Origin of the sequence: uncultured Arthrobacter sp. (assembly GCF_947495145.1) — a bacterium.
Lineage (GTDB): Bacteria > Actinomycetota > Actinomycetes > Actinomycetales > Micrococcaceae > Arthrobacter_D.
In genome coordinates this window covers 15,802-39,372 of sequence record NZ_CANLXP010000029.1, presented here as the reverse complement: position 1 = coordinate 39,372, position 23,571 = coordinate 15,802, and the positions used below count along the sequence as shown (strand labels likewise).

Genomic DNA, 23,571 nt, shown 5'->3' with positions numbered 1-23,571 from the left:
CTACGACGACAAGACGTTCCGGCCGCTCCAGCCGGTGAACCGTGATGCGATGGCGGCGTTCATGTACCGGTTCGCCGATAAGCCTGAGTTTACTGCTCCGAAGATTTCGCCCTTCCCGGACGTTGCAGCGGGCGGGCAGTTCTTCAAGGAGATCACCTGGCTGGCCTCCACCAAGATCACTACCGGTTACGACGACGGAAAGTTCCGTCCCGTGCAGGCCGTCAACCGGGACGCAATGGCCGCCTTCATGTACCGCTTCAGCAACTTCACCGCGACCTGAGAGAGTGCGCATAATCCCTTCTGTAAGACGTTGACCAGTTTTGGTTGGACGTTTGGTGAGACGAGCCAAGTCCCACTCTCAGTAGGTCACGAAATTGTAACTATACATCCGTCCCTGTAGAGTGGCCCAGTCGCCGAAATGAATTGGTGACGCTGGTCTCGACGCCTAACCCTGCCGGAAAGCCAGCCATCGTTCGTATACCGGCAGGGGTGGAGGACCCACTTCTTTTGGCGGCCATTGTGTCGTCTTGGGGTGAAGCCGTCCAGTGTGTGCATTGGCCGGCCGGGCTGATTCCTTGCCCGAATCCGACAGCTAACTTCAGCGGCGTTCGGAAAGGAATTTTCGTGTCATCACACAAGGCCGTCGGCCGTCGCCGTGCGGAACCAGTGCCTCATGGCCGCCGGGCAGCGGAGCGGCCACGGCAGGGGCGGCGGCGCGCGGCAGCGCCAGTCGCTGGATTCCGTGGGAACTGGATCAAACCTGCAGCGATAGCGCTGGGTGCAGTCGGGTTGCTCAGCGGCGTAATGTTCCCCGCGCAGGGAAGCGGCAGCATCGAACTGCCGATCTCAACCGGGAACGCACCATCTGAGAAGATTACGGCTGATCCCGAGGCGGAAGTCGCGTTTCCCCGGAGCGTCGTCGCGGCTGTGCCCGGTTCAGATGCGGAAGTTGGTGATCGCTCACTGTCGGCCGCGGGCTCGGTAGAGTACAAAACGGGTGAACCCTCTGTGGAAGCTCCCACCGCGGAAGCGGCAGATCCCGTTATCGAGGAGCCCAATGATCCGGTTGTCGGAGTACGTTTCACCGCCCCGCTCGCTTCTATGGCCACGACATCGAGTTTCGGGTACCGTACCAGCCCGTTGACCGGTGCCGGGGAGGTGCATACTGGACTTGACCTGGTCGCCTCCTGTGCCACCGAGGTTTTCTCCGCCCAAGGCGGTGAGGTGGTCGAAGCCGGTTGGAGCCCCTACGGGGGAGGAAATCGGATCGTCGTAGATCATGGCAACGGGCTAAAAACCACCTATAACCATTTGTCGGTCATCGCGGTCAGCGCCGGGCAGGTGGTGTCCCAGGGCGAGCTGATCGGGAACGCGGGTACGACAGGAAATTCCACTGGGTGTCACCTCCACTTCGAGGTCATGATGAACGACACAGTGGTTGATCCCATCCAGTGGTTCTGATCGTTCTGACCGTCTGCTGCGCACGAAGGAGAATCATGATCAGCCCCCATCCAGCCCATTCCTCACATTCCTGTCGTCCTCGAGCACGAGGCCTCCGAAGGGTGTTCCTGGGAATGCTCGCCGCCTTGATGATGGGGTTCATCGGAGCGCCCGCGGCCACGGCGCATGACTCCTTAATTGGCACCGCGCCGACTGAAGGAGCTCTCATCGATACCGCTCCGGAGGCCATCACCATCACGCTCTCCGAGACGCCCTTGGAATCCTCCGGGCTGGAACTGAGTCGGATCCAAGTCACCGGGCCCGACGGGACCCCGGTGGAAGCAACGCCCGTCACTTTGGAGGCGAACGTCATGTCGGCCCCGACCGCTATGGAAGCGCCGGGCGTGTATAGCGTGGCGTGGCGAACCGTTTCCTCCGACGGTCACCCGATTGAGGGCGTTTTCGATTTCACCTACGAACCGGCCAGTACGATGCCGGCTGAGGGTACCGCCGCATCCGCTCCGAGCGCGCAGGGTACTGAAAGTGAAGAGCCGTCGGTGGCCCCCGAAGCTGTTGCTCCGACTTCGAGCCTGGATGACCCGGTTGCCGAACCGGTATCCGAGGAAACCGGAAGTCCCGGAAGCGTCAATTGGTTGCTGCTGATTGTGATCGCGGTCATCGTGGTCGGAGGCGGCGCAGCGTTCGTGGTTGGACACCGCCAAGCCGTCAAAGCAGATGCACGTGAGAACGGTACGGAGTAGGACGGTGCTGATCACTCCAAGACGGAGACCAGGGCGCACGCAGCACCGGCGGTGATGGAGAACGATCATGGAAGCCTCTCAGCTTCGATGGGCACGGGCTGCACGGTCGTTGAGCCGTGAAATGTAGGCGTTGTAGGCATCCAGCTCCGGTGTCCCGTTCAGTACGGCGTGCCGGTCCGCGGCGGCTGCTTGTCTTGAGTCGTCGCGTTGCCAGCGCCGCAGGATGAACAACAGGATGAGCACGGACGGCAGCTCACCGTAGGACCAGGCCAACCCGCCGGCGATGCCTTGATCCGTCATGGGATCCACCTCCCAGGAGGCCGGAAGGGTTGAAAAGAAGCCGACAACCGGCGTGGTTGCCATCATGATGATGACCCCGAAAAACGCGTGTAGTGGCATTTCGGCGAAAATGTCGACGAACCGCCCGAAATGGGTTTGTCGGACAGGAAGCGGGTCGGTGGAAATCAGCGGGATGGTGAACAGGATCCCGGCGGCCAGGAAGAGTACCTCAAGGCCCACATGGCCATACCAGGTAGGAAGTAGCTGATCAGCCAGGTTGCTGAGGTAGACCCCGTAGAAACTGATTAGAAACAACGGGATCATAAACCCGGGGTGTAATGCTAGCCGGCTGATCGGTGAGCGTAATCCGGCGTGCGCCATTCGGAGGACAAGCCGTCCTGGACCCCAGTGCGGGGTAGCCCGCAGCAGCAAGGTGCCAGGCCGTCCGAGAATCAACAGAGGCGGTACCGCCATCATCAGCGTCAACTGCTGGAACATGAATACGGAGAACATGCGCAGCCCATATCCTTCGATGCCCGCGCCCATGACCACCGCAATGATCAGGCATCCGGAGAGAAAGGTGAGGGCCCGCCATACGGGCCACCTTCGGCGGGTGGACCAGAGGCGAAGCGCTCCGGCCAAGTAAAGCAGCGCCATCAGTACGGCGATGGCAGGAATCAGCGGGATGGGCTGAAGTGTGGGAGCGAGAAAGGTTTCGAGTGAGGGAGGGGCGGTGGGGATCCATACCGGGCCCTCCACTACCGGATCATCCACCGGCTATGGTCCGCTGGTCATGGCACAGCGTGGCGTCGGTGACCAGGACCACTTCGAGCAGGTCACCGAGCGCGTGGGCCAGGCGGGGATCGGCGAGTTCGTAGCGGGCTTTACGGCCCTCCGGTGTGGAGACCACCAGGCCGCAGCCGCGCAGGCACGTCAGATGGTTTGACATGCTTTGGCGCGAAACATCGAGGATGTCTGCCAGGGCGGCTGGATAGTTCGGTCCGGACCGCAGCGCCAGCAGGATCCGTGCCCTGGTGGGGTCGGAAAGGGCGTATCCGAACTTGGCCAGCACCTGCCCGGTTGTCAGCGATTCCATGGCCTCTAATGTACACCCGACCCTGAGTTCAGCCTCTCCTGTATCATTTTAGGTATGCACACCCATGAACCCGCGGCAGCTGCTGAAACGCATCGACGGCCGATAGCGATAGCGCTGGCAATTACGCTGAGCGTTTTCGTGTTTCAAATCTTCGGGGCATGGATAACCGGTAGCCTGGCGCTGCTCTTTGACTCCGCACACGTCCTTACCGACGCCGGTGGACTGGCGATGGCACTAACGGCAGCCACACTGGCGTTGCGCCCGGCGACGGTGAAGCGGTCCTGGGGGTTTCGGAGGGCCGAGGTCGTGGCCGCGATGGCTCAGGCCGGGATCCTGATGGCGGTGGGAACCTATGTCCTGATCGAGGGAATCCAGCGGCTGATCACCCCCACCGAGGTCGCCTCGGAGCAGATGGTGATTTTCGGGGTGATCGGGCTGGCCGGCAACATCGCCGCGTTGTTCGTGTTGTCCCGGAGCAGATCGGCCAACTTCAACCTGCGGGCGGCGTTCCTGGAGGTCCTCAATGACGCGTTGGGCTCAGTTGCGGTGATCGTCGCCGCGGTGATCATCACCCTCACCGGCTGGGTCCGGGCCGATGCGATCGTTGCAATGCTGATCGGGGCGCTGATCCTGCCACGCACGATCAAGCTCCTCAGGGAGACAGTGCACGTGCTGCTGGAGGGCACCCCGCCGGGCATCGAGCCAGCCCGGATCCGCGAACACATCCTGGCTATGCCGGGTGTCGTGGAGGTACACGACCTGCACGTTACCCAGATCGCCACCGGACTGCCCGTCCTGACCGCGCACGTCGTCCTCACCGATGAGGTCGTTGCCACAGGTGGAACACATGAGGTACTGGACCGGTTGCAGGAGTGCATCTCCACGCATTTTAGGATTGGTATTGAACACTCGACGTTCCAGATCGAACCGGCCGAGCACCGCGACCACGAACACCATCTAGCGCACTGACCAGCACACTCCAGCCAGCCTGATTCGCAGATCTAGCCAGTAAGGAAACCCCTACCCGATGAGTTCTACCTCCATGAAGCCACGCACCTCCCGGGCGCAACGCACCGTGTGGATTGTGATTGCCGTCGCCGTCCTAGCGATGGTTCTCACCATCGTGATAGCAAACCTCGTCAGGGCAGATGAGCAGGAGACCCTGACATCCGAAGGAGGCGCCCAGGTGGTGCGCGAGGACAGCCGGATCATCTCCCAAGCCCCGCAGGAGAAAGCGGTCCTGGTCGAGTTCCTGGACTTCGAGTGCGAGGCGTGCCGGGCCGCGAAACCCTTCGTCGATGAGTTGAAGGAAGAATACGATCAGAACCTCACCATCGTTGCCCGCTATTTCCCGCTTCCCGGACATATCAATTCGATGAACGCGGCGCTGGCTGTCGAAGCAGCCGCGCAGCAGCGACAGTTCGTGCCGATGCTGGACAGAATGTATGAAACCCAGGAGGCGTGGGGTGAGGCCAGTGAGTCCAAGGCCGACGTGTTCCGGGGTTTCGCGCAGGAGCTCGGTCTGGACATGGCCGCTTTCGACGCGGCGGTAGCGGACCCGCAGACCCAGGCACGCATCGAGCGCGACGTTGCGGACGGAACAGCCCTGCAGGTCGCCGGAACACCGACCTTCTTCCTTGATGGTGAGCTGGTGGAAGCGGCCACTCTGGAGGAGTTCCGTGCCCTGATTGCCGACAGTATCTCCGACGAACAATAAAACCCTTCAGCCGGCGCCGGTGAACGTCAACACCAGTAAGGCCACATTCAAGGCGATGATCAGGCCCGCACTGACATAAGTGCAAAAACTCAACGCCCTGGAGTTGACATGCTCGCCCATCAGTCGGCGATCTGCCGATGCACCCACCAATGGGACCAACGCAAACGGTATACCCATGCTCAGCACCACCTGGCTGATTACCAGCGCCATGGTCGGCTCGACACCGCCGCCGAGAATGACCAGGGCCGGCAGCAGGGTGACGGCCCTGCGCACCCACAGGCTGACGCGTACTCTAAGCAAACCCTCCATGATGACCGCCCCGGCATAACAGCCCACCGACGTTGAGGCTAGCCCGGAGGCGAGTAGCCCAACGGCGAAAGCGGCCGCCACGATAGGACCTAAGTTCTGCCCGATCGCCGCGTACGCTCCCTCAATGGAGTCCGTTCCATCTACCCCTCGTAGGCTGCTGGCGGCAGCGAGCAGCATGGCGATATTGACCGTACCGGCCAAAGCCAAGGCCGCAACGACATCGACCCGCGCGGCACGGATCAGCCGCCGCAGATGCGACGGCGCGTGTCCGGCCCCATGGCGGTGCACCGAGAGCGCCGAGTGCAGGTAGATAGCGTGCGGCATCACGGTTGCGCCCAGCATACTCGCGGCCAGCAGGACAGTGTCCGCTCCTTCCAACCGGGGCACCAGCCCGGCCACCGCAAGACCTGGAGCCGGCGGATTCGCAACGAACCCGGCGGTAAATCCGGCGGCAATGACAGCCAGGAGAACCAGTACCGTACGTTCGAACAGGTGCTGCCGATTCCGGGACTGCAGGGCCAGCAGCAGCATGGACGCCGCTCCCATGATGATGCCGCCCAGGACCAGCGGCGTGCCGAAGAGCAGGTTCAGCGCCAACGCCCCGCCGATCACCTCCGCCACATCCGTGGCGGCGGCAACCACTTCGGCCTGAACCCAGAACGCCCGGCGGCGGCCCGCGGGGAGCCTGCCTCCGATCAGCTCTGGCAGCGATCGGCCGGTGACCAACCCCAGCTTCGCGGACTGGTACTGGATCAGAACCGCCATCAGGTTCGCGGCAACCAACACCCACACCAGCAGATACCCGTACCGTGCGCCGGCGGTCAGGTTCGCCGCTACGTTCCCGGGATCAACGTAAGCCACCGACGCCACAAACGCTGGCCCTAGCAGGAGCACACCCCGCAGCGGGAAGGCTCGACGTTCACGGCCGCGAAGGAAAGGTTTCGGCATGCCTAAATATTACTTCATGGCATACCGAAACCTGCTTCAGCTGTCGGGCCCGGATTCTGCGCGGGGCTGAGTAGCAGAAGTGTGCGCGGCGCCGAGCGCCGCAGGCGTTGAGGCATCGTCGGTGTAGGTGCGCTGCTGTTCTTCGGCCTGCGCGCGGTACCGGACCCTGCGGACGCGGCCCACCATGGAGCGCATCAGGAGGATCACGGCGATCACCATGAACAAGGTCATAAGGAATCCCAGCAGGCCGGGAGTGACCTCGCTGGGATCCAGACCAGGCCGCAGCTGGCCCTCATCCGGTGCTGGTACCAGCGCAAACACTGAGGCGGTCAATAACATGATGGTTCTTCCTTCGTGCTGTGTCGGCATATGAGGGGCGTTGTCATGTTTGATTCTGGTCTTGGTCAGCCGGGTCTTGTCGCAGCTGTTGTCGTAGCCGGTGCCGAGCCACTGTGCCGGCGATGACGCTGAGCACGGTAACCAGGGCCGAGATGAAACCCACCCGGAACAGCAGCCCAGCCGTCGCCCCCAGTCGTAATGAATAGCCGAAAAAGACCTCCCACCAGATTGCGGCCGTCGCCAGCAGCCAGGAGAGCGCGGCGAAGCCGGCCGCCCACATGTAGGGTTGGGCGCCCTTCCTGCGACCGTTGCTGGCAAAACCGACGGCCAGCAGGGCCAGCGCGGCCAGGGTCACGACTGCCCCCCACGCAGCGAGCTGACCCAGCAGTGCACCGAACAGGATCAGCAGCGAGGCAATGAGCACTGTCCGGCGGTGACGCAGGGGCAGGCGGACCGGTGAGTTGAACGCCGCCTGACCGAGCGCTGCCCTGATCTCCGGCTCCTGCGGAACCGTCGGGTCGGGAAGGCCCAAGTCCGACATATATACCTGTCCAGTATCACTCCGCCCGACTTCCCGTCCATCGATCAAAAGCATCGGGCTGCCAGGGAAGATCCCCTTGGAGGCACCCTCGGCTGTGGGAACCCTGGTGAACACGATGTGTTCGTGCGGGGCGAGGTTCTCCAGGACCTGCTCGGCTGTTTCCCGCAACGGTTGTGCCGCCGGGCAGCCGTCAGTGTATTGGAGTTCGATGCGCATCACCTGCACCTGCTACGCATCGACACCGCCGGTACAGGGAGCGCCCGCTTCGGGGGTCTGCGGTCCCTGTATGTATTTGGCCAGGAAGGTTTCTGAAGGAGGATCCTCCGCGTCGTCGACGGCCAGCTGGGTTCGAAGTGCCGTGTCCTGGCGGATTTCGTCGACGATGACGAAAGTCACGGCCGCTGCAATGCCGGCAACCAGCAGGAGCACCGTGCCGTACACCGCAACGTTTCTGCGCCGGTCAGTGGCCTCTTGCTGTGCCTGGAAAGCCTGGAGCCGGGCCCGGCGGTCCCGGTTTGCTTGTATGTTCCGTTTATTCATGAGTGCTCTTCCGGCGGTTCTAGAAGGTTGGTTGGAGGATGCGGCGGACCCGCGAGGGCCCGGCACGACCAAAGAGGTCATCCGGTCGATGGAGCGTGCTCGTTCATCGGATGAAGACGGGTAGGAACCGGAAGAACACAGAGGCTGCGGTCGCCACCCAGATCAGCGCAACGATGGTCCAGACCCAGCCGGAGACAAACTGCACAACGGCTGAGGGAGCTCTAATGATCCCGTGGACCAGATTGCGGATGGTGAGCAGGATGAACAGGGGGATCATCATGGCCCAGACGATCATGCAGTAGATGCAGAGGATGTAGATGTCGAACAGGGCCTGGCTCCACAGCCACACCACAAACGCGAAGCCGGCGGTGACACCGGCCTGCAACCCGATCCAGTACCAGCGGCCGAGCCGTGCTCCAGCCAGCAGCGCCATGGCGGTGGTGATGACGATGGCGAATGCGACGACCCCGATCAGCGGGTTCGGAAATCCGAATATCGATGCCTGCCAGGTCTTGAACACCTGCCCACAGGAAACCCAGGGGTTGACGTCGCAGCTGGTGACATGACCGGGATCCTCATAGGCGGCGAGCCGTTCCAGAACGAGGATCGTCGATGCGACCCATCCCACCGAGCCTGTGATCAGCAGTAGGAGCGCGAAGGGGCTGTGCCGGGCGAAACGCGCCGTGCTGGCGTCCCTGCGGTCGTGAAGCTTGGGCGAGGAGAGGGGGAGGTGCTGGCTCACGGGGTGTCTTCCGAATCAGTAGATGAGGGCTTGGTCATATGGTTTATCTGGGCTAGCCCAGATAAACCGTGACGAGGAGTTCCCGGCCGCAGGTGGGGGACCCACGGCCAGGACGAGTGTGAAACCCCTGCATCAGATCGGCATCCTGATGTCGTTGGCGAACCAGTCCTGTAATTGGGCGACCCAAATCCCCCAGAGGCCGGTAACCATGAGTAGACCCAGCAAGATCAGGATGGCCCCGCCGGTGCGCTGCAAGGTGACCCGGTGCTGGCGGAAGAATCCCAGGGCTCCCATGCCGCGGCGTGCGCCGAGGGCTATGAGGAGGAACGGCACACCGAGCCCGAGGCAATAGAAGAACGTCAGTAACGCCCCCTTGGCGGCCCCGGCTCCGTCGCTGAAAGCCAGCAGCTGAACAGCTGAAAGGGTAGGCCCGATGCACGGCGCCCATCCCAGCCCAAATGTGATGCCCAGAAGGGGAGCTCCCCATAACCCGGCCGGCGGCTTCGCCTGGAGTTTGGCATCACGCTGGAACCAAGACAGCCCGCCCAGGAACACCACACCCATCAGGATGACTACCAGGCCAAGGAGCTGGGTGATCCAGGCCTGCTCGGAGCTTTGCAGCCACGCCCCGAGTTGACCGAAAATTGCGCCGACCGCCATGAACACCAAGGAGAAACCCAGAACGAACAGCGCGATTCCGGCGAACATGCGCCCACGCTTCTGTTTCTCCAAGTCCACACCAGTGAGCCCGGTAACGTACCCCAGGTAACCGGGAACCAGTGGCAGCACGCACGGGGACGCGAAGGACACCAACCCGGCCAGTACCGCAACCGGAATAGCCAGCAGCAGGGACCCGCTAAGGATGGTTTCGGCGAAAGGATTCCCCACCGCCGTCGGAAGGGTCGCGGTCGGAACGGTCACTGTTCGGCGACCGCATCGGTGATCAGCGCGTTTAAGGTGCTTTTCTCCGCCAGCCCGATGATCCGTCCGGCCACCCTGCCCTGTCGATCCAGGATCAGTGTGCTGGGCACCGCCTGCGGCGGCACATATTCGGTCATCGCCAGCAACACAGCCCCGTCGGTGTCATCGATGCTCGGATAGGTGATTCCGAACGTGCGTTCGAACGCCGCAGCGGTCGCGGCCCCGTCACGGATGTTCACGCCGATGAACTGCACCCCGGACTGCTGGTGCTTCTCGGACAACGCCTGCAGGTCCGGCGCCTCAACCCGGCACGGTGCGCACGCCGCGTACCAGATGTTCAACACGGTCACCTGGCCCGTGAAGTCCGCCGAGTCCACAACGGTCCCGTCGTAGGTAGTGCCCCTCAGATCAACCGGTTCGCTCCGGGACTCCGGGGCATACTCGGTCACTGACCCGTCGCCGGCAATATAGTTCTTGTTGTCCCCGGCGTTTGCCTGCTCGGCCAGGGCATCACTGGTCGCGCATCCGGACAGACCCACGATCAGGGTCAGGCCGGCCGCCAGCGATTTCAGAGGCGTTCCGGCGGACCTTGGAGGGAATCGATGTGGCACGGTAGGTTCCTTTTCCCGGCGCGCGTGCGCGGCGCGAGTTTGTGCGCGCATCACAGTCCCGAATATGAGTGGAGTCCGGCAAAGTACATGTTGACGATGGTGAAGTTGAAGACCACGCAGAGGTACCCTGTGATGGATAGCCACGCGGCCCTACTACCCTCCCATCCGCGAGTGGCCCTGGCGTGGAGGTAACCGGCGTAGAGGACCCAGATGACGAAGGTCCAGACTTCTTTAGTGTCCCAGCCCCAGTACCGGCCCCAGGCGGCCTCAGCCCAGATTGCGCCGGCCATGAGCGTGAAGGTCCAGAAGATGAACCCGATGCCGTTGAGCCGGTACGCCAGTTGGTCCAGAGCCTTCGCGGAAGGAATCAGACGCATCACACCAGAGGAAGAAGGCCGTCCAGCGCGTTCTTGCCGGGTTTTGATCAGTTGCAGAACCGAGAGGCAGAAGGTCAAGGTGAAAATCGCCGATGCGAGGACGGCAATGGAGACATGGATGATGAGCCAGTAGCTTTGCAGTGCGGGTATGAGCTGTGCGACCGGGGTGGGATAGGCGATGGCACCGGCCATCAGCATGACCAGCACCAGCCCGGTGATGAGTGTGCCGAGGAAGCGCAAGTCCCGGAAAATCAGGCAGATCAAAAAGACGGCCATGACCATCAGGGCGCCGGTGGTCACAAATTCATACATGTTTCCCCAGGGCACCCGGCCGGCCGCGATACCGCGCGTGAGGACACCGGTGAGGTGGATCAGCAGCCCTATGGCGCTGACCGCCACCCCGATCCGGGCGGCGGGCCGGCGCAGCGGTTCGTATCCCATGCCGCTGCTCCCCGCCGCACCGGTGCCGGCGTTTCCTTGGCTTCCGCCTCTGGGGCTGGTGCCGCTGTGGGACCATTCAACTCCCGCGCCCACTTGTGCAGGAAGGCGGGACCGGTTGGACTGTTCGGAGGATTCCTCCACGTCCGCCGGTTCGGGCGGAATGGTTTTCGCTCGCATGAGGTCAATCGTGAAGGCAAGGAAAGCAATGGTGTAGGTCAGGGCGGCGAGCAGCATGAACAGCTCGCTGTAGTCCCCGAGTAGCGGGTTCACCGGTGTCACTGTTTACTACCTTCCTGCTGTGGCTGATTGGCGGGATGAAGCGTATTGGACCACTGGGCGGCGAGGGCCGCTCCGATGCTTAGGGCTTCCTTGGAGAGGCCCTGGTCTTTTCCGCGGGCCAGGAGACCGTATTCGATGAGCGTGCGGCCGTCGTCGTGGGTGCTGGCTCGGACCCATACCCGTCGGCGGCTGATAGTCAGGGTGAGAATCAGACCGGTCAGGGCCAGTGACGTGGAGATCAGCGCCCCGGTCTTTCCGGGGTCATAGACAATGTCTAATGCAACGTAGCGTTTCAGGCCGTCGAAGGTGATCGACCCTTTGCCCTCTGGGAGGTCATACGTCTGGTAGGCGCCCAGGGTTATGCCGCCATCGGGGGTGTTGCGGCCGTTTAGCTGGGTCAGGGAGGTTGTGTCGAGCTGGTAGACGTTGACGGGGGTGCCGTCATCGAGCCCGAGGTCCCCGTAGTAGGAGTTCAGATTCAGTTGCGGGTTGAACGGGTCGGGGTCAGAGCCGAACGCCACACCATTGTCGTCCACGACCGCCGTAGGCAGGAAGAATCCCACAAATCCGAGCTGGTCCGGTTGTGCGTCCGGGGCCTTGATGACGATGCTCGAGTTGTAGGTGGGGTCCTGTGGCAATGCCGGCACCGGCCCCTGTAGGGCGATGTTTCCATTCCCGTCCCGTACCGTGATCATCGGGGCGTACCCGTTTCCGATGAGGTACACGTTCGTCCCACCGAACCCAATGGGCTCGTTCACCCGCAACGTCTCGATCCGGTCCGCGGCCTCCGGGTTCTCGCGGGTGGTCATGGCTGCGGTGAAATCTACCGGATTACCGTAGTTGGTCTCACTGCGGTCAAACGATACGTCGAAATCATTCAGGGTCAGGGAAAAGGGAGCCAGCCAATCCGTATCGTAGTTGGTGCCCGGAAAAAAGAAGTCGTAGCTGATCTCCGTATTGGTGAAACTCTCGCCTTCGATGATCAGTTTCTGGCCCCGGTACCCGAACAGCCCGCCCACCGCCACCGAGATGAGCACCCCAATCAGGGACACGTGAAAGAGCAGATTGCCCGCTTCTTTCAAGTATCCCCGTTCCGCAGCCACCGAAGGGGTGTCGGTGTCCTCGTCCTGAACCTGGACTCGGTAACCCCGTCGACGCAGGAGGCCCGAGGCATCTTCGACAGCCGACGCAGGCGTCATCGCGGTTTGCGCCGGTAGGGATAGGGTTCCATGTTCTGGCATCCGGGAGAGCCGGCGGGGGGTGCGTGGGGGGCGGGCACGCATGTGTTTCCAGTACACTCCGGCTCGGGGAATTACACATCCGATCAGCGAGATGAACAGAAGCAGATAGATCGCCGAGAACCACGCGGAAGAATAGACATCGAACAGCTGAAACCGGTCCATCCAGGGCCCGATGTCGGGGTTGTCTTCCAGATACTGAGTGACCACGGCGGGGTTCGCGCGGCGTTGCGGGAACAGCGAGCCGGGCACAGCCGCGACGGCGAGCAGTAGCAGCAGCTGCACCGCGGTCCGCATACTCGTCAACTGGCGCCATGCCCACTGGAGCATTTCCGTTGCATTGAGGGAACCTGGTTGTGTTTCGGTTTGCGAATCAGGTGCCATCAGCTGGTCACCGCACTAATGACGACACTGGTCCAAGAGTTGCGTGCGATCGACCTCGTCGACGCGGTCCGAGTCATGTCCGGAGAGTTATAGGTGGGCTTGAACCGGCCCCTTAAGGACAGTCCGCCGCTCTGCCGAGCGTGACCCCCAGCCAGATTCATGTGTAGCACAACTAATTCTCCTGCCGATCCAGATGAAATCTTATCCTAATTTCTACATTGTGTAGAACTCGGTGTCGAGACCTGTTCGGATGGTTTGCTGACGGATGGATGGTTCTTCGGATCCTGATCATTTTCGCCGACGTCCTCGTGCTCCGACTCTTGGGAATCAGCCATCACCGCGGCGATGGCGAGGACTATTGTGCCAACGGTGATGAGTACGTCGGCGACATTGAAGGTTGGAAACCAACCCGTATGGAAGTAGTCGACCACTCCGGCACCATCGAGGCGGTCGATGAAGTTTCCCGCGGCACCGCCCAAGACAGCGCTCAGCCCCAACAGAGACAACCGCTGGTTGGGCTTGGATGCCTGTCGCCAGACATAACCTGCCACTGCAGCCGTGATTGCGCCCGTGAGTACAACGACCACCCAGGGCGGCAGGCCGGAACCAATACTGAACGCGACGCCGGTGTTGTAACCGAGCTGAATGTCGAGCACCCCGAGATCGACGGACTGCCCTTCCTCCAGGCGGGCTTCCACCAGAGTCTTCACCGCAAGGTCCATGGCTGCGAATAAGGCGGCTACACCCAGCCAGACACCAGGCGCACCGAGCTTCTGGAGGCGTCCTCTGCGGGTCGAGCTGGCGCTGCAGCTCATGCGGTGAGCCCCGCAGTATCCCGGGCCGGGGAAATGGTGCGGGCCGGTGACGTCCGGGTGACACGACCGGCGCGCAAACCGTTGCCGATGACGAGGACTTCGGCCAGTTCGTGGATCAGTACCACGGCAGCGAGCCCGAGCACTCCGAAGAGGGCCAGCGGGATCAGCACGACGATGAGCAGCAGCGACATTCCTACGTTCTGCAGCATGATGCGACGGGTGCGCCGGGCGTGACTAAGCACCTTGGGCAAGTGGTTGAGGTCCTCTCCCATGAGCGCGATGTCCGCCGTTTCGATGGCCACGTCCGTGCCCATGGCACCCATGGCGATGCCGATATCCGCTGTGGCCAAAGCAGGGGCGTCGTTGATCCCGTCTCCGACCATGGCGACGGGTCGGCGTGCCTGCAGCGCCCGGACGCTTTGTGCTTTGTCCTCCGGCCGGAGATCGGCATGCACCGTGGTGATGCCGGCTTCGGCTGCCAGCGCGTGAGCGGTGATGGCGTTGTCTCCGGTGAGCATCACCGTGTCGTAGCCGGCCGTGGAGAGCCGATCAATCACGTCACGAGCCTCGGGGCGCAGTTCGTCCCGGACCGCGATAGCACCGATGAGTGCGCCGTCCTCCTCAATGAGCACGGCGGTGGCCCCGGCCCGTTGCATCCGTTCCACCGCCACGTGCAGGACGCCGGGGCCGATCCAGTCGGGCCGGCCCAGCCGCACTGGTAACCCGTTCAATGTGCCCCGGATGCCTGCCCCGGGAACGGAGACGACATCGGCTGCTTCCGCCGGCACACCGGTGGCGGCGAGGATGGCCCGGGCCAAGGGGTGTTCGCTGCGGGCCTCAAGAGCCGCAGCCACCGCCAGGACGTGGTCCTCACCTCCCAAGGTAGTAGCGGTGACTTCCACGACTGCTGGATTGTTCCGGGTCAAGGTGCCGGTCTTGTCCAACGCGATGATGCGGATCTTGCCCAGAGTTTCCACTGCGGCGCCGCCCTTGATCAATACACCGATCCTGCTGGCGGCCCCGACGGAGGCAACAACCGTCACGGGAACTGAAATGGCCAACGCGCAGGGTGAGGCGGCCACCAAGACCACCAGGGCGCGTTCGAACCATAACAGCGGCTCGCCGACCATGAATCCGAAAACTATGATCAGCGCTGCAGCGATCAGGATGCCCGGCACAAGCTTGCCGGCTATCCTGTCAGCCAGTCTCTGGCTAGTGCCCTTCCGGGACTGCTCGGCCTCGACGATGTGTACGATCCGCGCCAGGGAATTATTCTCTGCCGTGGAGGTGACAAGGACTTCCAGTGGCCCGGACCCGTTGATCGACCCGGCGAACACGTCATCACCGGGTTCGGCTTCGACGGGGACTGATTCACCCGTCAACGCGGAGGTATCCAGAGCCGTGCGACCAACCCGGATGGTCCCGTCGGTGGCGATACGCTCACCGGGACGGACGACCATCAGGTCCCCCGGCACCAGATCCGCCGGGGCCACCGTGACTTCCACGCCTGAACGCAGTACGCGAGCTTCCTTCGGCGCCAGAGCCAGCAGTGCGCGAAGGCCGCGGCGGGCCCGGGCCACCGAGTATTCCTCCAAGCCTTCGGCGATCGCATACAGGAACGCGAGTGCGGCCGCTTCGGCCAGTTGGCCCAGCAGCAGCGCGCCTATGGCTGCGATGGTCATGAGGGTGCCCACTCCGATCTTGCCCTTGAGCAATCGGCGAAGTGTCGACGGGACGAAGGTCCACGCGGCCAGCAGCAGTGCAGCCGCTTCCAAAAGAGGCGGGAGCCATCCTTGGACCCCGCGGGCGTCCGCCAACCACCCTGCCAGGAGCAGAACGCCTGCAATCAGGGCCAGACGGATTTCGGCTACCTGCCAAAACTTCTCCGGCTCCTGCTCTTGTCCGGCCAGCTCTTTTGTCTCGGGTCCGTTCTCGTTCGGACCGCAGCACGCGTCGCTCATCTTGCTTCCGCCTTCACCGGGTTCGATGCCGCGTTGCCGTACACCGGGCACAGGCTGACGGCGCTACCCGTTGCCGCGAGCAGGACTTCGGCCTGGGACAACAAATCCATCAGTTCGGGCCTCGCCAGGGAATAGTAGACGCTGCGGCCTTCGGCCCGGCCCGTGACCAGGCCGCAATCACGTAGACACGCCATGTGCGCGGAGACCGTCGATTGCGCCAGACCCAGTAGCCCGGTCAAGTCACCTACGCGCGTCTCACCACCCGCCATGGCCTTCACGATGGCCAGCCGAGTTGGATCGCTCAGCGAATGAAACAATGCCACCGCTGGATCCAGCCGAGCCGCGCTTTCACAGGAAGTCAGTATCGTCATAATCCGATAATAGCAACAAGATCGGATATTTATGGCCCGGTTTTGTCTTGGCCCAGCAGGCCGAGACTTAAGAGATGGAAGAGCAGTTCGCCGAAGCGCAAACCGGGGTCCAATTCCAGAAGGGGGAACGCCAGGCAACTGGAGCTCCCCCTTTTCCCATCCTTCTGCGACCTCAGTCGAGGTCCTCGCGGTTGGGGCGTCCGAACTTCTGGGAGTACCGGTAGAGGAAGGCAGCGATCGCGTCGCGTGCTACTGCTGCGCCGGGCCGGAAAGTGCCGTCAGGGTAACCGGTGGTGATGCCGGTTGATGCCAGCCAGCTGATCTCTCGGTAGAACTGGTGACCGGGCAAGACATCCAGGAACACGGCTGCAGACTCAACATCCGGTTCACCGGCAATCCGGTAAAGGAACGCAGCCATGGCCTCACGGGACACTGATCCCAGCGGCCGGTAGGTGCCGTCGTCGTAACCGGTAGTGATTTCCTCCTCGGCAAGCCAGCTGATCTCGAGGCGGAAGGGATTGCTTGCTGGCACGTCCTTGAACGTGTTCTCGACCTCGTGTTCAGGCTTGCCGCAAAGCCGGTACAGAAACGCTGCCATTGCTTCGCGCGATACCGGCGCCAGCGGACGGAACGTCTGGTCCGGCCAGCCGGTGGTAATGCCGTTGACGGCCAGCCAGCCGATTTCCTTGCGGAACTGGGTACCAGGCGGAACGTCCTTGAACTCGGGGGCCGGCGGGTATGAAGGCGGAACTGTCCCGTCGTCCCAGTAACAGGGCGCGGCTAGATTGGGATCAATCTCAGCGGGTTCCAGTTCAGCTGCGCCGACGCGGAACTGGACCATCATGTCATGGTCCTCATGCGGGAGATTGTGGCAATGCACCATGTAGCGGCCGCGGTGCGGGCCGAACTTCATCAGCAATCGCACCGTCTCACCTTCCCCGACGTAGACGACGTCTTTGGGGCCCTGCTCGTAGGCGTAGGTTGCCCGGTCCTCACCACCGATGATCTTGAAATCCACCAGATGAATGTGCATTGGATGGAACCAGCCACCGGATGAATTTTCAAGCTCCCAGATCTCTGTGCTGTTCAGCTCGGGATTGGCTATGACTTTCTGATAGTTGCTGGCGATAACATCGCCCCAACTCTGTCCATCTATGCTCCACACGTTGGTGACATCGTCGCGCTTAAGTCGGAAGTGCCGCCGCGTCACCGCGTCTTCCGCTTTCAAAGCCATGATCTCGTTACCGGGGTCGAGCTCGTAGGGAATGGTGTTCCAGGTTGAATCCTTGGTGTCCACGGGCGAATCGACGACGTCGAAGGCCATTACCTTGTTGGTGTGGTCGTAGTCGACGTTGTTGTCATTTGACAGGTTCACAAGTTCGATTCGCTGACCGGGCTGGTAATTCCGGAAATCGACGAGGATCTCGTAACGCTCCGCGCTGGCATGGCGCCACTGTTCAACCGTTTGCGCGTATGGCATCAAGCCTCCGTCGGTGGCAACCATCACAACTGGTTCCCCGGTGCTCAAACGGAATCGGAAGGAGCGGGATAGGCAACCGTTCAGAACGCGGAACCGATAGATTCGTCGTTCAACCTGCAGTACAGGCCACGGTTGACCGTTGACGAGGATGACATCGCCATATAGGCCTGAGTGGTCGTTGTCGTCGTAGCCGAGTTCCCCGTTTTCGGCGAACATTGCATCGCTGATGGTTAACGCCACATCGTATTTGCCCTGGGGCAGCAGCGTGCGTTCGATCTCGTCGTGCATGTGGTACTGCGCGACCAGGCCGGAGTAGACATTCGGCGCGGTGTTGTGAACGGCGTGGTCGTGATACCAGAGGGTCCGCGCAGGTTGATTATTAGGGTACTGGTAGTCCTTCACGAAGCCGGTGAAAGTAAGGTCATTTGCATAGCCATCGAACTGCGGCAGCGACGCAGATCCGTGCAAGTGTGTCGAAGAATATAAGGCGTGTCCCGCGCGCGGATGGGTCGCCGGCATCTGGTTTCGTACCCGCAGAACTGCTTTCGTTCCGCGCTCGACGCTGATCGTCGGGCCGGGAAAAATGCCGTTGTAGCCCAAAATCTGAGTCAGCATATTCCTATTGGGCAACATGGATGCAGTCGCGGCGACCTGCGTGACTGCGTAGTAGTTGATCGTTTCTCCGTCAGCCGGGTCCATTCCAACGGCATAAGGCTCCAGGAAAGGGGCCTGAGTCAAGCGTGTACGGTATGGCACCGGCATCTGCTCTTCCGGCAACGCACTGGCCGATTTCGCCGCGATTGATCGCGTCGGCAGTGATAGTGTTCCGGCCCCCAGCACACCCAGACCGCCGAACAGCAGCACTTGGCGTCTCGAAACTGACATGATCTTCTCCTTAATTACTTGCTGTACTTTCAGAATTGCTGGGCATGGTTATGGAAACCCTGCAATTCCGCCTCATGAATGTGGTGCTAGTGGTGCTGCTGCCGTCTGTCTACGCTGCCGCCATCGCGCGGCGCAGGAAGGAATTCAGAACGTTGCCGGCGTCGTGCAGAGCTTTCCCTGCGCTTGGTACCGCGCTGGGCTCCGTCCTGCAGAGCTGACTGTGCAGAATCAGCAGGGCGGACAGCACATCGGACAGCTCTCCCTCGCTGTCCGCCGTCGCCTGCAGGAGCCTTGCATGCGCCGCCTTCAGCGCCGGCCCCGGGGAGCAGCCCAGTTCACGGTGCATTGCCCGGCGGCAGCGCTCGTAGCTCTGCAGGCCCTCGGTGTGGCGGCCGGAAGCCTCCAGCGCGAGGATGAGCGAGGTCCACGCCCGTTCGTTGAGTGGATCCTGCGCCGTGATCTGGTTGGCCCAGGTGATGGCCAGGTCGTATGCGCCGACAGTCGTCGCGATGTCAGCGGCGAACAGCTTGGCCTCGGTGACCCTGGCAGCGTGCAAGTCGCGCTCTTCTTCAGCCCAGCCGGGAAGCAGCTCGTCACCGAGGAGCGGTGCGTCCGCGAACGCAAGCGCCTCCTGCATCAGCTTCAAGCCTTCAATCGGTTCACATTGATGGGCAAGGCGTACCGAGCGCTCGAACCGGGCGAGATCCACATCCACCAGCGTGCGGTCGATGACGTAACCACCGGTGGTGGTGCGCAGTACTCCGTTCTTGCCTGCGCCGGGCTGCACGTTGCGGCGCAGGACGCTGACGTAGCTTTCGAGAGTCGGGAGCGCTTCAGCCGGGGGGTTACCGTTCCACAGCAGGCTGATGAGCTTGTCCTTCGACACCGGGTTACCGAGATTGATGAGCAGGATTTCGAGGATCTGCCGGGGCTTCGGGCCACCAAGATCCTTCGCGCTGAGAGTCACCCCGTCGCGGACTATCTGCAAGCTCCCGATGACTTTCACGGACAGTACGTTTGCCGGGGTCTGGACGGGGACCGGGGCGCTGGATGCCGGGGTGGGGTAGGAATCTGACTTCAACATGATGGAGACCTCATACTTCTGAGCGGGTGTTGATGCCTCCAAGGTAGGGATTGCCACATGGTGTCGGCTTGAGTAGGAACTACCTGAATATTTCCCGGATCACGGGCAGATCACGCGGAAACGGTACTCACCTGGGAGGTGAGTACCGTTTCGGGTAGTGCGTAAGTAGTACTCGCTGAAGACCGAGTAGTTGGCTCTCGGCGTCCCTGCTTCAGGAAGTGTGGTGTTCCGTGCCGAGGGACAACCGCAACCCATCCGGCCCCTCAAGGACGAGGGCGAGTGCCCGGTTCGGGATTTCGAAAACCAGTGTCGCGTTGATCGTTCCGCCCTGGGCCGCGTTCTCACTTACGGGGGAGGACCAGAGAACTCCAGGGCTACCCGTGCCGAGACCGTCAAGCACGTAGCCCTCGGCCTCGAACTCAACTCCCTGAGCTTCGATGGCCGTCAGCTCAAGTAGGACCCGGACCCGGTGTGCACCCTCGGTGACCGGGCGCTCTAGCTCGGTCACCGAAACCGGCGGTGACCAACCGTCCGTTTCAAGGGGAATGATGCCGTTGATGCGTGCCAGGCCGCCATCGACGGCGCCGGCCGCTCCCAGCATCGTTGCCGGCTCTTCCTTGCCGGCTGTGAAAACAAAAAGCAGTCCTCCCGTGAGAGCTGCGATCAGCAGGAGAGGGACGAGCAAGCGCGTGCGACGGCGCGAAATGGTTTGCGCAGTAACGGCGGACGTGTCCGAAGAACCGGAGTCGGCGACGCGGTCTGTCAGCGCGGTTGACTGGGTGCGGGTGTCTGAAGATGCCATGGTCGCCATGGTGGGTGGTGCACCATACGAAAACCTTTGAGCAGGTGCCTGTCACAAGTTTCAAGGTTTTTTCAAGTTGCTCCCGGGATGCTCGGTGGGGACGGCCGCAGAACGTGGCAGTCTTCCACTGTTTATGAGGGGCAGGAAAAAGCATGAACGCTTACAGGCGTCCTCGGGCTCACCGGGGAGAGAACACGACATCCGCAGGGAGGCGGGTGGCGGCATTCACTGCGGCCGGTGCTGTTTGTTTGCCGCTGCTCGTCGCACCATCAGTCGCAACCGCTGTTACGACTCCAGGCGGTAACGGCCTCGGCGCGGTCGGACCAATTGATCATTCGAACGGATATCCTTTCTGGTACGAGGACAAGGGCCTGGATCTGCCCGGCACCGCTGACGACCAGGATCCGCTTCGGCTGGAGCTCTGCCTCGAGGCCGACATGTGCGGTGCGGAAATCCCCGACCCAACGACGGACATCAAGTTCCCGGAGAATTATCCGGACGAGGGGTTCTGGTGGGCAGCGGAAGCCGAGATTGAGGACGCTCCGGGTGACCGCGCGATGCTTGGCTATGCGCAAGAGGCCGCTTTCGGCGACGCCGGCGGCGTTGCTGTCGGCAAGCAGATTGCCTTCACCCGCCAGCGCGTACGTGTTGATGGGTTGGTTCCGAACGCTACCTACAGGGTCACCACTCCCTACGGTATAGAGGATTTCGTCACCGACGTCGAGGGTGAAATCAACGACACCCAGGACATTGGCTGCATGAGCCCACCCTGTGGTTTCGAGAACGCCATGAGCGGGCACATCGGTCCCTTCCTTCGATGGACAAATTGGGAGACAACTGCTCCTGAGGGATACATCGGCAATCCGGGGGTGCTTCACACCGTTGAGGGCGGAACCAGTGGCGAGAACGTCTTCCGTGTTGAAGGTCCCATCGATGATGAAATCACAGCTCCCACGGTGATGGAGACGAACATGTTCTCCGTGACCGGCAAGCTCGCCCAGCTGAAGACGACCATCGATAAGCCGGGTGACCTGTACGGCAATGAAACCAACGTGAAGATCCAGTCTTCGTTCCCTGCGGAATCAGACATCATCTACACGACGGACGGCTCCGAGCCGAGCGCGAACAACGGCATCAGGGTTGCCTCCGACGGGACAGCGACGTCGGCTGCGGCAGTGGTTATCCCCGGCCCGGCCATCGATCCGGCCACTGGCCTGCCCGTTGGAACTCCACGCAACACGGTGTTGAAGTACATCGCTATCGACTCAACGGGAACTTCCGCTGTTACCACGCAGAACTACACGGTGGATACATCCCTTCCCGTAGTCACAGCGACAAACCTGGGCGTCTCCGTCAGCCCAGGCGTCCTTAAGGGTCCGCAGCGGATCGAGCTGACCGCCGCCGTCGCATCCTCCCCGGACACAGCGTCGACTATCTACTACACGACCGACGGCACGCGTCCGCGCCTCGAAGGTGGGGCACCCGCAGGCACCACTCTGGAGTACACGGGACCGTTCATGTTGTCCCGCAGTAATTTGGTGAGCGCAATAGCCGTGACCGACGGCGACGTTCAGGGACCGCTCTCAACCACCAGCTACAACGTGCGTCATCTGGATGTGATCAGCGAGCCAGGTGAGGATCACCCGTTCCCGGTAACGGTTTCGGATTACGGTGCCCCGGCAACGGAAGAGAACGGAAACCGCGCTCTCGATCCAGTGGAACTCGCACTATGCCTGAACGACACGATGTGTGGCCTTGAGTCACCTTTTGATCAGGTTCCGGTCAAGTACCCAGACCGCTTCCCAGGGGAGGCCTTCTGGTGGTCAGCCGACGCCGAACTGCCAATCGCAAACGGCGGCCGGGCACGACTGGTGCTCGCACTCGAAGCGGCCTTCGCCAATGAAGTGCCACGCGAGGGAGACGAGGTCGCCTTCGGACGTACCCGTTACGACCTGCGAGGCATGACACCCGGAGTCACCTATCGCATCACCCAGCCGTACGGTGTGGATGTCCTGACCGCCGACACGGAAGGTGACCTGCGTTACACCAACGACGTCGGTTGCCTTGACGTGCACTGCTCCTTCGATTTGATGGCGCAAGCCGGTATCGGGCCGGTGCTCCGCCAGCTCGATGCTCCGGCAGGGTACCTGGGCGATGGCGCGCAGGCCGGCCCGGTGGTGGGAAGCCCATTCGACACAAACTACTTCGAAGTTGAGGCGATAACGGACGCAGCAGGCAACTCGATCGATCCGGTGTCGATCGGAAGGACAACCGACTTCACCGTCGTCGGACGCCTTTCCAGCACCACGCCACCCACCCTGCCAGGCACTGTGGCAACGGCAGAGACCCCTGTGGTCGACGTCGCTGCCGCCCCCCGCATCGGCGAAGCGGTTGTTCAGCTGGCCGCTGCGGATGATGGCGGATCACCGGTCACCGGCTTCGTGGTTCGCGCAATCGACCCTGCAGGCTCCCAGATCGGAGCCTTGCGCACCGCTGATGCTACGGCAACAAGCCTGACCGTCACGGGTCTCCGGGCGGACCTCGCCACCCGCTTCCAGGTGGCGGCGATCAATGCCAACGGCCAGGGCCCCTTCTCACTGCCATCGGCTGAACTGGCCGCACTGCCGGCACCGTTCCCGGACGTCCCGCAAGGCATCCAGTTCTTCACCGAGATGGCTTGGCTGGCGGACAGCGAAATCACCACAGGTTGGGATGACGGCACCTTCCGTCCCGTCACTCCGGTGAACAGGGACGCCATGGCGGCCTTCCTCTACCGGATGGCGGGCGAACCGACCTATCGTGCTCCCGCGGTGTCACCGTTCAAGGACGTCAAGCCCGGCATGGAGCACTACAAGGAAATGGCCTGGCTGGCTGAGCAGGGCATCTCCAAGGGCTGGGATGACGGAACCTTCCGTCCGACCACTCCGGTGAACAGGGATGCGATGGCGGCTTTCCTCTACCGGATGGTGGAAGCGCCTACCAACGGATCCGAGCCGGCCACCTTCCCGGATGTCACGAAGGACAACCAGTTCTTCAAAGAGATCAGCTGGCTCGCCTCCACCGGCATCACCACGGGGTACCCCGACGGTACGTTCAAGCCGGTGCAGTCCGTGAACAGGGATGCGATGGCTGCCTTCCTGTACCGGTTCGACGTGCTCTGATCTGACGCAGGGGCCCGAAAGACCCACAACCGAATAGACCTACCTGAGG

General features: G+C 62.2%; 23 protein-coding genes and 1 riboswitch. Of the genes, 6 read left to right on the top strand and 17 right to left on the bottom strand.

Features of this window, described 5'->3' with window-relative positions; genetic code table 11:
• The 3 genes from Q0877_RS15975 to Q0877_RS15965 all read left to right on the top strand — a co-directional run.
• The coding region (locus Q0877_RS15975) for an S-layer homology domain-containing protein (protein ID WP_299169668.1) at positions 1–280 on the top strand (280 nt) is incomplete at its 5' end.
• A gap of 152 nt (positions 281–432) precedes the next feature.
• A riboswitch (cyclic di-AMP (ydaO/yuaA leader) is annotated at positions 433–621 on the top strand.
• Positions 622–624: 3 nt separating this feature from the next.
• Entirely contained in the window at positions 625–1,461 is an 837-nt protein-coding gene (locus tag Q0877_RS15970; RefSeq protein WP_299169666.1) for a M23 family metallopeptidase, read from the top strand.
• Positions 1,462–1,574: 113 nt separating this feature from the next.
• Positions 1,575–2,201 carry a copper resistance CopC family protein gene (locus tag Q0877_RS15965; protein WP_299169663.1) on the top strand — a complete coding sequence of 209 codons (627 nt, stop codon included), beginning with the start codon at positions 1,575–1,577 and terminating at the stop codon, positions 2,199–2,201.
• Positions 2,202–2,279: 78 nt separating this feature from the next.
• Here the strand turns inward: Q0877_RS15965 and Q0877_RS15960 are convergent, their stop codons facing one another.
• Both Q0877_RS15960 and Q0877_RS15955 read right to left on the bottom strand, forming a co-directional pair.
• Positions 2,280–3,254 carry a cytochrome c oxidase assembly protein gene (locus tag Q0877_RS15960; RefSeq protein ID WP_299169660.1) on the bottom strand — a complete coding sequence of 325 codons (975 nt, stop codon included), beginning with the start codon at positions 3,252–3,254 and terminating at the stop codon, positions 2,280–2,282.
• A complete protein-coding gene (locus tag Q0877_RS15955; RefSeq protein WP_299169657.1) occupies positions 3,247–3,576 on the bottom strand; it encodes a helix-turn-helix transcriptional regulator in 330 nt (109 codons plus the stop codon). Before Q0877_RS15955 ends, Q0877_RS15960 begins: the two co-directional genes overlap by 8 nt.
• A 54-nt stretch (positions 3,577–3,630) precedes the next feature.
• Here Q0877_RS15955 and Q0877_RS15950 point away from each other — a divergent pair, with 54 nt between their 5' ends.
• Positions 3,631–4,545 carry a cation diffusion facilitator family transporter gene (locus tag Q0877_RS15950; protein ID WP_299169655.1) on the top strand — a complete coding sequence of 305 codons (915 nt, stop codon included), beginning with the start codon at positions 3,631–3,633 and terminating at the stop codon, positions 4,543–4,545.
• 58 nt (positions 4,546–4,603) lie between these two features.
• Positions 4,604–5,293: a thioredoxin domain-containing protein gene (locus Q0877_RS15945; protein WP_299169653.1), complete on the top strand. Its 690-nt coding sequence runs from the start codon at positions 4,604–4,606 to the stop codon at positions 5,291–5,293.
• A 6-nt stretch (positions 5,294–5,299) separates the two neighbouring features.
• Here Q0877_RS15945 and Q0877_RS15940 read toward each other — a convergent pair whose 3' ends face one another.
• The 15 genes from Q0877_RS15940 to Q0877_RS15870 form a co-directional block, all read right to left on the bottom strand.
• Positions 5,300–6,550 (bottom strand): Nramp family divalent metal transporter, encoded by a 1,251-nt coding sequence (locus Q0877_RS15940; RefSeq protein ID WP_299169651.1) that lies wholly within the window; start codon positions 6,548–6,550, stop codon positions 5,300–5,302.
• A gap of 36 nt (positions 6,551–6,586) precedes the next feature.
• Positions 6,587–6,889 (bottom strand): hypothetical protein, encoded by a 303-nt coding sequence (locus Q0877_RS15935; RefSeq protein WP_299169649.1) that lies wholly within the window; start codon positions 6,887–6,889, stop codon positions 6,587–6,589.
• A gap of 43 nt (positions 6,890–6,932) precedes the next feature.
• Positions 6,933–7,646 (bottom strand): hypothetical protein, encoded by a 714-nt coding sequence (locus Q0877_RS15930; RefSeq protein ID WP_299169647.1) that lies wholly within the window; start codon positions 7,644–7,646, stop codon positions 6,933–6,935.
• A 12-nt stretch (positions 7,647–7,658) separates the two neighbouring features.
• Entirely contained in the window at positions 7,659–7,970 is a 312-nt protein-coding gene (locus Q0877_RS15925) for a hypothetical protein (protein ID WP_299169645.1), read from the bottom strand.
• Positions 7,971–8,073: 103 nt separating this feature from the next.
• Positions 8,074–8,616 (bottom strand): vitamin K epoxide reductase family protein, encoded by a 543-nt coding sequence (locus tag Q0877_RS15920; protein WP_299169677.1) that lies wholly within the window; start codon positions 8,614–8,616, stop codon positions 8,074–8,076.
• Positions 8,617–8,844: 228 nt separating this feature from the next.
• Positions 8,845–9,600: a cytochrome c biogenesis CcdA family protein gene (locus Q0877_RS15915; protein WP_299169674.1), complete on the bottom strand. Its 756-nt coding sequence runs from the start codon at positions 9,598–9,600 to the stop codon at positions 8,845–8,847.
• Between the two features lie 29 nt (positions 9,601–9,629).
• Positions 9,630–10,205, bottom strand: a complete 576-nt coding sequence (locus Q0877_RS15910; RefSeq protein ID WP_299169671.1) for a TlpA disulfide reductase family protein — start codon at positions 10,203–10,205, stop codon at positions 9,630–9,632.
• Positions 10,206–10,294: 89 nt separating this feature from the next.
• Entirely contained in the window at positions 10,295–11,341 is a 1,047-nt protein-coding gene (gene ccsB, locus Q0877_RS15905) for a c-type cytochrome biogenesis protein CcsB (RefSeq protein WP_299169643.1), read from the bottom strand.
• On the bottom strand, positions 11,338–12,909 hold the full coding sequence (locus tag Q0877_RS15900; protein WP_367182188.1) for a cytochrome c biogenesis protein ResB: 1,572 nt from the start codon (positions 12,907–12,909) through the stop codon (positions 11,338–11,340). Before Q0877_RS15900 ends, ccsB begins: the two co-directional genes overlap by 4 nt.
• A 260-nt stretch (positions 12,910–13,169) precedes the next feature.
• Entirely contained in the window at positions 13,170–13,778 is a 609-nt protein-coding gene (gene lspA, locus Q0877_RS15895; RefSeq protein ID WP_299169639.1) for a signal peptidase II, read from the bottom strand.
• Positions 13,775–15,739, bottom strand: a complete 1,965-nt coding sequence (locus Q0877_RS15890; RefSeq protein WP_299169636.1) for a cation-translocating P-type ATPase — start codon at positions 15,737–15,739, stop codon at positions 13,775–13,777. The genes lspA and Q0877_RS15890 overlap by 4 nt, the downstream gene beginning before the upstream one ends.
• Positions 15,736–16,110 (bottom strand): metalloregulator ArsR/SmtB family transcription factor, encoded by a 375-nt coding sequence (locus Q0877_RS15885; RefSeq protein ID WP_299169633.1) that lies wholly within the window; start codon positions 16,108–16,110, stop codon positions 15,736–15,738. The genes Q0877_RS15890 and Q0877_RS15885 overlap by 4 nt, the downstream gene beginning before the upstream one ends.
• Before the next feature lie 172 nt (positions 16,111–16,282).
• Complete coding sequence (locus tag Q0877_RS15880; protein ID WP_367182187.1) at positions 16,283–18,328, bottom strand: S-layer homology domain-containing protein; 2,046 nt, start codon at positions 18,326–18,328, stop codon at positions 16,283–16,285.
• 256 nt (positions 18,329–18,584) lie between these two features.
• A complete protein-coding gene (locus Q0877_RS15875; RefSeq protein ID WP_299169629.1) occupies positions 18,585–19,559 on the bottom strand; it encodes a BTAD domain-containing putative transcriptional regulator in 975 nt (324 codons plus the stop codon).
• 211 nt (positions 19,560–19,770) lie between these two features.
• A complete protein-coding gene (locus Q0877_RS15870; protein WP_299169626.1) occupies positions 19,771–20,361 on the bottom strand; it encodes a hypothetical protein in 591 nt (196 codons plus the stop codon).
• Between the two features lie 215 nt (positions 20,362–20,576).
• On the opposite strand from Q0877_RS15870, the gene Q0877_RS15865 reads away from it, so the two are divergent.
• On the top strand, positions 20,577–23,522 hold the full coding sequence (locus Q0877_RS15865) for an S-layer homology domain-containing protein (RefSeq protein WP_299169624.1): 2,946 nt from the start codon (positions 20,577–20,579) through the stop codon (positions 23,520–23,522).
• Positions 23,523–23,571: the final 49 nt, after the last annotated feature.

Excerpts from the sequence above, each read along its gene's own strand:
- Q0877_RS15935 (WP_299169649.1), bottom strand. The coding sequence starts at position 6,889 with ATGTTATTGACCGCCTCAGTGTTTGCGCTGGTACCAGCACCGGATGAG.
- Q0877_RS15875 (WP_299169629.1), bottom strand. The coding sequence starts at position 19,559 with ATGTTGAAGTCAGATTCCTACCCCACCCCGGCATCCAGCGCCCCGGTC.
- lspA (WP_299169639.1), bottom strand. The coding sequence starts at position 13,778 with ATGAGCTGCAGCGCCAGCTCGACCCGCAGAGGACGCCTCCAGAAGCTC.
- Q0877_RS15955 (WP_299169657.1), bottom strand. The coding sequence starts at position 3,576 with ATGGAATCGCTGACAACCGGGCAGGTGCTGGCCAAGTTCGGATACGCC.
- Q0877_RS15900 (WP_367182188.1), bottom strand. The coding sequence starts at position 12,909 with ATGCTCCAGTGGGCATGGCGCCAGTTGACGAGTATGCGGACCGCGGTG.
- Q0877_RS15950 (WP_299169655.1), top strand. The coding sequence starts at position 3,631 with ATGCACACCCATGAACCCGCGGCAGCTGCTGAAACGCATCGACGGCCG.
- Q0877_RS15870 (WP_299169626.1), bottom strand. The coding sequence starts at position 20,361 with ATGGCATCTTCAGACACCCGCACCCAGTCAACCGCGCTGACAGACCGC.
- Q0877_RS15940 (WP_299169651.1), bottom strand. The coding sequence starts at position 6,550 with ATGCCGAAACCTTTCCTTCGCGGCCGTGAACGTCGAGCCTTCCCGCTG.
- Q0877_RS15945 (WP_299169653.1), top strand. The coding sequence starts at position 4,604 with ATGAGTTCTACCTCCATGAAGCCACGCACCTCCCGGGCGCAACGCACC.
- Q0877_RS15890 (WP_299169636.1), bottom strand. The coding sequence starts at position 15,739 with ATGAGCGACGCGTGCTGCGGTCCGAACGAGAACGGACCCGAGACAAAA.
- Q0877_RS15930 (WP_299169647.1), bottom strand. The coding sequence starts at position 7,646 with ATGCGCATCGAACTCCAATACACTGACGGCTGCCCGGCGGCACAACCG.
- Q0877_RS15885 (WP_299169633.1), bottom strand. The coding sequence starts at position 16,110 with ATGACGATACTGACTTCCTGTGAAAGCGCGGCTCGGCTGGATCCAGCG.
- Q0877_RS15965 (WP_299169663.1), top strand. The coding sequence starts at position 1,575 with ATGCTCGCCGCCTTGATGATGGGGTTCATCGGAGCGCCCGCGGCCACG.
- Q0877_RS15925 (WP_299169645.1), bottom strand. The coding sequence starts at position 7,970 with ATGAATAAACGGAACATACAAGCAAACCGGGACCGCCGGGCCCGGCTC.